Annotated in this window: 6 protein-coding genes, 1 tRNA gene and 1 pseudogene; 7 read left to right on the top strand and 1 reads right to left on the bottom strand. The window is 29.1% G+C overall.

What is annotated here, in order from left to right; translation table 11 throughout:
- From RWQ73_RS07435 to tnpA, 3 genes and pseudogenes are all read left to right on the top strand, one after another.
- A partial coding sequence (locus RWQ73_RS07435; RefSeq protein ID WP_314407722.1) for a DUF1542 domain-containing protein occupies positions 1-743 on the top strand: 743 nt, incomplete at its 5' end.
- A 481-nt stretch (positions 744-1,224) separates the two neighbouring features.
- A tRNA-Arg gene (locus RWQ73_RS07430) sits at positions 1,225-1,298 on the top strand.
- A gap of 195 nt (positions 1,299-1,493) precedes the next feature.
- Positions 1,494-1,958 (top strand): annotated as a pseudogene (tnpA, locus tag RWQ73_RS07425) (IS200/IS605 family transposase).
- Positions 1,959-2,123: 165 nt separating this feature from the next.
- On the opposite strand, the gene RWQ73_RS07420 reads toward tnpA, so the two are convergent.
- Entirely contained in the window at positions 2,124-2,381 is a 258-nt protein-coding gene (locus RWQ73_RS07420) for a NifU family protein (RefSeq protein WP_314086127.1), read from the bottom strand.
- Between the two features lie 502 nt (positions 2,382-2,883).
- Between RWQ73_RS07420 and RWQ73_RS07415 the strand changes: the two genes are divergently transcribed.
- The 4 genes from RWQ73_RS07415 (at position 2,884) to RWQ73_RS07400 (ending at position 6,491) form a co-directional block, all read left to right on the top strand.
- Complete coding sequence (locus tag RWQ73_RS07415) at positions 2,884-3,246, top strand: iron-sulfur cluster assembly accessory protein (protein ID WP_314086129.1); 363 nt, start codon at positions 2,884-2,886, stop codon at positions 3,244-3,246.
- A gap of 36 nt (positions 3,247-3,282) precedes the next feature.
- On the top strand, positions 3,283-4,473 hold the full coding sequence (locus RWQ73_RS07410) for an NAD(P)/FAD-dependent oxidoreductase (protein WP_314086132.1): 1,191 nt from the start codon (positions 3,283-3,285) through the stop codon (positions 4,471-4,473).
- A 225-nt stretch (positions 4,474-4,698) separates the two neighbouring features.
- Complete coding sequence (locus RWQ73_RS07405) at positions 4,699-6,273, top strand: aminotransferase class V-fold PLP-dependent enzyme (protein WP_314086134.1); 1,575 nt, start codon at positions 4,699-4,701, stop codon at positions 6,271-6,273.
- A complete protein-coding gene (locus tag RWQ73_RS07400) occupies positions 6,273-6,491 on the top strand; it encodes a DNA-dependent RNA polymerase subunit epsilon (protein WP_003144942.1) in 219 nt (72 codons plus the stop codon). The genes RWQ73_RS07405 and RWQ73_RS07400 overlap by 1 nt, the downstream gene beginning before the upstream one ends.
- Positions 6,492-6,498 lie beyond the last annotated feature (7 nt).

Raw genomic sequence — 6,498 nt, 5'->3', positions numbered from 1 at the left:
ACAGTGACGCAAGTACAGCAGCAAGTGTTACATTACCAGGCAAAGCAGCTACACCGGTAAAAGACGTAAAATCAGATGCTATCGCTGAGGTGAATAAAGCTTCAGAAGCTAAGGTGAAATCTATAGAGTTAAGTAATGAATTCACAGTTAAAGAGAAAGATTTTCTTAAAGAAAAAGTTAGAAAATCAGCTATATTAGCTATACTAAAAATAAAAGCAGTAACAAATAATTATGATATTGAATCTGAAAAAAATGAAGGTATAGAAAGAATTAATTCTGTAGAGGCAACTGCACCTACTATGTTAGAACTTCCTGAGCTTATCGTTACTAAATGGCAAGATGAAAGTGGTAATATATTAAAACCAAACGATGTGAAAATACCTTTTGAAATAGGTGTAGAAAATGAAGCATTAGCTCATGGTGAAATTCCAGGATATGAATTTATTGAGACAAAATCTGTAGATGAAGAAGGAGTTGTGATACATATCTTTAAAAAAGTTAAATCAGAAATTGGAGATTATAATGTAGAAAGTAATTATAAGATACTGCAATCTTCAATGTTGTCGAATATTGATGAAAGCAGTAATAAAGTATCAACAACTAAAGTAGAAAAAATTTCTAAACGTTTAGCAAATACAGGAACAACTGAATCTAGTCCAGGATTAACAGGTTTAGGATTAGCTGTATTTGGAGGATTATTAGCTGTGACAAGAAAAAACAGAAAAAAAATTAATAATGGATAGCACTTTTCAAATAGATTAGGCTGGTAGAAAATGGTATGAACCCCTTTTGCTATATAAAACTAGTGAAAGGGGTACATGACCTTCATAGTATTGTATTAAAATCAAAATGTATTGATAAAAATATAAAAACAGATTGTTACCAGAATAAAAACTAGATTTAATTATCAGGTTAATCATTTGATTCTATTGAGTTGAAAATAAAATAGATAGTAATATAATATATGATTGAATTATAGATATAAATAGTTAACTTTGAATTATTTAGTTAAAATTAAGAGATAATTTATTACTTTTCTCATTGAATTATGTTATTATAAGAAATATAACGTTAGGTTAAACTGTAGTTATTTATTTGAATTGAAATTTACTTAGGGAATTAACAATACAAAAATATTATATTTATCTTTTAAAAAAGTATTGACATAATATGAAAAAATTGATATACTATTAAAGTACTTCAGAGAGAGGTAGTATTTAATATGTCTCAGTAGCTCAGCAGGATAGAGCAACGGCCTTCTAAGCCGTCGGTCAGGGGTTCGAATCCCTTCTGGGACGTCATATAAAAGAGTAGATTGATTTCTACTCTTTTTTTATTTAATGACTTTAGTCAGTTGAGGAGTCGAAGTCTCCGAAACAAAAAACTACCCGCTATGCGGGTGAGAGCCAAGAGTTAAACAATTGAAAAATCATCCTTTCTTGATAAAATAAGAGTAGTTCAAGCTCTAAAATAAAGAAAGGATGATTTTAATTATGGCAAATAAACATAATAGTTTATCGCATACAAAGTGGTTGTGTAAATACCATATTGTATTTACACCTAAGTATAGACGAAAAATAGAATTTAATCAATATAAAAGAGACATAGTAAATATAATACAGAGGTTATGTAAGTACAAAGGGGTAGAAATAATAGAAGGACATATAATGCCAGATCATATACATTTGCTGTTATCAATACCACCGAAGTATAGTGTATCCAGTTTTATGGGATATCTGAAAGGGAAAAGTTTACTGATGATATTTGATATGCATGAAAACTTGAAATATAAGTACGGAAATAGAAAGTTTTGAGCAGAAGGATATTATGTAAATACTGTAGGATTAAATGAAAGTACAATAAGAAAATATATCAGAGAGCAAGAATCGCATGACATTGCAACAGACAAATTGATAACAAAAGAATATACAAATCCATTTGGGAATAAGAAAAAATAAATAAACCCGTTTAACGGGTAGCGAGCGTCAAAATACAATAGGGCTTGAACGAATGTGAAAGCCAGCGCCTTGAGGTGCGTGTTAGTAACAAAGGGTTATACCCGAAGAGAAAACCACCCCTTTTCAGGGGTGGTCATTATTTTGAAAATATAAAAAAATGAGCATTTAAATAATGCTCATCTTTACTTCTAATACTTTTTCCACTTCAGGAATTTTTTCTTTAATCTTTTTTTCAATGGCATATTTTAGGGTAATGTGTGAAAGTTCACAGTGTGCACATTCTCCTAAAAATCTAACCTTAAGTATACCGTCTTTATAGTTTATAAATTCTATATTGCCTCCATCTTCAATAAGTTTGGGGCGTATTTTTTCTAATTCAAATTTTATTTTATCTACAGTCTCATAATGCTCTTTATTCAACATACCAACACCTCTCTATACAGTATTATACTGTTCTGAACTAAAAAAGTCAATAAAGCTATTATTTGTAACAAGATTATTTAAAGTTTTAAATAGGCTTATATTTGTCAACGATCTCAGGTTTACATATTAGTATTAAAATAAAATATAGTTTTATTAAAATAAGAGATAATGAATATATATAATATAAATATTAAAAATAAATATTATATAATTAATATTTAATAAGTACACTCAGTTGAACGTTTTAAAAATTTATTATTTAAACGTCTACAAATGTAACAGTTAAAATATAATTAGATGGCTATTTAAAAGGTAGGATATTGCGAATATGATACTAAGTTATACTTCTTGATAGTATAAAGTTTTGTATATTTAACTAAATTTAAATTATTCATAAAATTTTCACAAATAATTTTATAAAAAGCAAGCAAGTTACTATTAATTTGTTTTAAAAAAAGTTATAATAGTAATTAGAAAATAAAAATAAAGAGGGAAACATTTTATGGCTAATACAGATAACCAATTAATCTTAATAACAGATGTAGCAGTTGGTAAGTTCCAAGAAATGTTATTTGATGCTGATAAGCGTGATAGTTATTTAAAAATTTCTATTGCTTTAGAAGGTACTCAAATGCACTATGCTATTGATATTAAGGATGAATTAGAAGCTGGAGATAAAGTGCTTAGCTTCGGAGAATTAAAAGTTCTTGTTAATGAAGAAGATGAACTTTTATTAAAAGGTCTTGAGATAGACTATGTTCAAGATGAATTTGGAAGCGAGTTTACACTACATAATCCAAATATGATTGAAATTTATGATGATGAAGACGGTGGCTGCTGTGGAAATGGCTGTTGCTGCGGATAAAATTATATAATAACAGAAAAAGGAGAATTTTAAGCTATGAAAAACGTAGTTATTTTAGGTGCTGGATATGCAGGACTAACAACATTAAAAGGATTAAAAAAAGCTGCTAAAGCTGGAGAGGTAAAAGTTACATTAGTGAATAAAAACTCTTACCACTACGATACTGTAAACTTACACGAGGTTTCAGCAGGTAATATTTCAGCAGAAGACATTTGTATCGATATTAAAGATGTAGTATCTCCAGGTGTTGAATTTATTCAAGATGAAGTAATTAAAATTGATACTGAGAAAAAATTAGTATTAACTAAAAAACATGAACTTGACTATGATGTTTTAGTAGTAGGGTTAGGATTCCAACCAGAAACATTTGGAATTGAAGGAATGGCTGAGAATGCTATGCCAATCGCTGATGTTAATGCTGCAGAAAAAATTGCTGCTACATTAGAAAATAACTTCAGAAAATACGCTACTAGCGAAGAAAAAGATGTTAAGGACATCTCAGTAATCGTTGGTGGAGCTGGATTAGCAGGAATGGAGTTCTTAGGTGAGTTAGTGCACCGTAAAAAAGAATTATGTTCTAAATACGGAATTGATGAAAAATTAGTAAAAATTTATGGATTAGATGCTTGTCCAACTTTATTACCAATGTTTACTAAAGAATACAGTGACTATGCTAAAAAATACTTAGAAGATAACGGAATTGAAATTATCTTAGGTGCTGGTATAAAAGGTGCAACTAAAGATAGCTTTACTATTGAAATTGATGGTGAGAGAAAAGAATTATTTGCATCTACATTAGTATGGACTGCTGGAGTTCGTGGTAACAAACTTATGGATGAAGCTTTCCCAGAGCTTTCTAAACGTGGACGTCTTGTAACTACTCAACAATTAACAGTACCAGGACTTGATGATGTTTATATCGTAGGAGACTGTGCTGCGTTCATCGAAACAGGACAAGAAAGACCATATCCAACAACTGCTCAAATTGCTAACCAAATGGGAGCTTATGTAGGAGCTAGAATTAGTGGTAAACAAGTTGGAGACTTCAAATACATTAACCGTGGTGTTGTATGTTCATTAGGACACAAAGACGGTATTGCTGATGTTATGGGTGGTAAAAAGGCTAAAGGATTCAAAGCTGCTAAACTTAAAAAAATCATTGAAGCAAAAGCAATTTATGAATTAACAGACTTCGTTACAGCATTGAAAAACCAACGTATCCTTTAATAGTATTGATATTATATAAGAATTTTAAAGAAGACTCAATCGTTTTGAGTCTTCTTAATTTTTTTTTTTTTTTTTTGAAAACGTATAAAAATATTAATGTTAAATATTCGTTAATAAATTTGCAATTTCCTAAGTTTTCAACCATGTTAATTTGAAAAAAAGTTGTAATTATGGTAAGATATAGTGTAGAGAAAATTTAACCAAATAAAGTTATGGGGAAAAATTATGATATATAAAATAGCAAATACAGAGGAAGAATACGATCAAATATTCAAGTTGAATTATGAAACGTTCGTTGAAGAAATTCCTCAACATGAAAAGAATGAAACTAAAAAACTAAAAGATAAATTTCATGATAAAAATATATATATTATAGCGAAAAAGAAACATGACGTAATAGGAATGATTGCATTATCGGATCAAAGACCTTTTTCGCTAGATTTAAAATTAAATGATATTGATAAGTATTACAAAGGAAATTACAAAAAGCCTGTAGAAATCAGATTACTTTCGATTAAGGAACAATATAGAAAAACTAAAGTCTTTACAGAGTTACTTCAAAGAACTTTTAATTATATAATTCAAAATGCGTATGACATAGTGTTTATATCGGGAACTACAAGACAAGAAAAACTATACAATCACTTAGGATTTGTGAAATTTCATGAAAATGTAGGTACAAAAGATGCAGAATATATGCCAATGTACCTAAAATTAGATTCAGGTAATAAAGTTTTAGAAAGAATGTCACAAGCTCAAAGGGTAAACTTTTTACCTGGGCCAGTAGATTTATCTGAAGATGTTCTTGCGAAGTTATCTAAACAACTTTACTCGCATAGAAGTAGTGAATTTGTTAGTCTAACTAAAGATACATTATCAAAATTGGAAAGAATACTTGGCGTTAAAGAAGCAACGATTCTTCACGGTTCAGCGACATTAGCTAATGAAGCTATTATGGCGCAATTGAAAGGTAGAAATCTTATAAATGGTTTAATTCTTACAAATGGTGAATTTGGTAGTAGATTAGTTAAAGAAACAAAACGACATGGACTTAATATTGAAAGTTATTCTGTAGAATTTGGAGAAAGTTTTGATTTAGATATTTTATCTGAAAAGCTTAAGTCTAGTAACTACGACTTTGTTTATTTAGTACATAATGAAACAAGTGTGGGAATCTTAAACGATTTGGATGAAATAACTCGGATTGTTAAAGGAAATAATGTAGTTCTTGCAGTTGATGCTGTATCAGCAGTAGGAGCAGTAAAATATAGTTATAAAGATGTTGACTATGTAGCTTGTTCATCAGGAAAAGCATTTTGTTCTGTTGCTGGATTAGCGATAGTTGGATCTAATTGTGAATTAGTTCCTTTAGAAAATACACCATTATACTTAGATTTACACTATGCTAATAAAATGACTTCAATACCATTTACTCAACCATCAATTTTAATGGAGGCGCTAAATACAGCTTTAGATGCCTTTAAAACAGATGAAAGATATGAAAAGGTACAAGAAAAATACTCATATATGAAAGAAGGATTAAAAGAATTAAACCTTCCAATTATGAAATTTAAAGATAAAGAAGTATCTCCTGTAATAATTACAGTAGAACTTCCAAAAACTATATGTTCTCTTAATGTAGGAGCTTCATTAGCAATTAATAATATTTTTATCCACTATAAGAGCTCATATTTACAAGAAAGAAATATTATACAATTTTCATTTATAAATATTAATACAACAAAAAATGAAATAGATCATACATTAAATATATTAAAACAAATGATAGGAGATTACTAATGGCAGTATTTAAAGTATTTTACCAAGAAAATTCAAAGGAAATTCCAGTAAGAGAAAACACTCAAGTGTTATATGTAGAGGCTGATGGAGTACCAGCAGTAAGAAAGTATTTAGATGATAGAAATTACAATGTAGAACTAGTTCAAGAACTAAGCGAAGCATACTTAGAATTTGAAAAACAATCTGAAGACTTTAAAGTGGAGAAAGTTAATGGATAAGATCATC

The organism is uncultured Gemella sp. (genome assembly GCF_963525875.1).
Taxonomy (GTDB): Bacteria; Bacillota; Bacilli; order Staphylococcales; family Gemellaceae; genus Gemella.
This window is presented reverse-complemented; position numbering and strand designations above follow the sequence as displayed.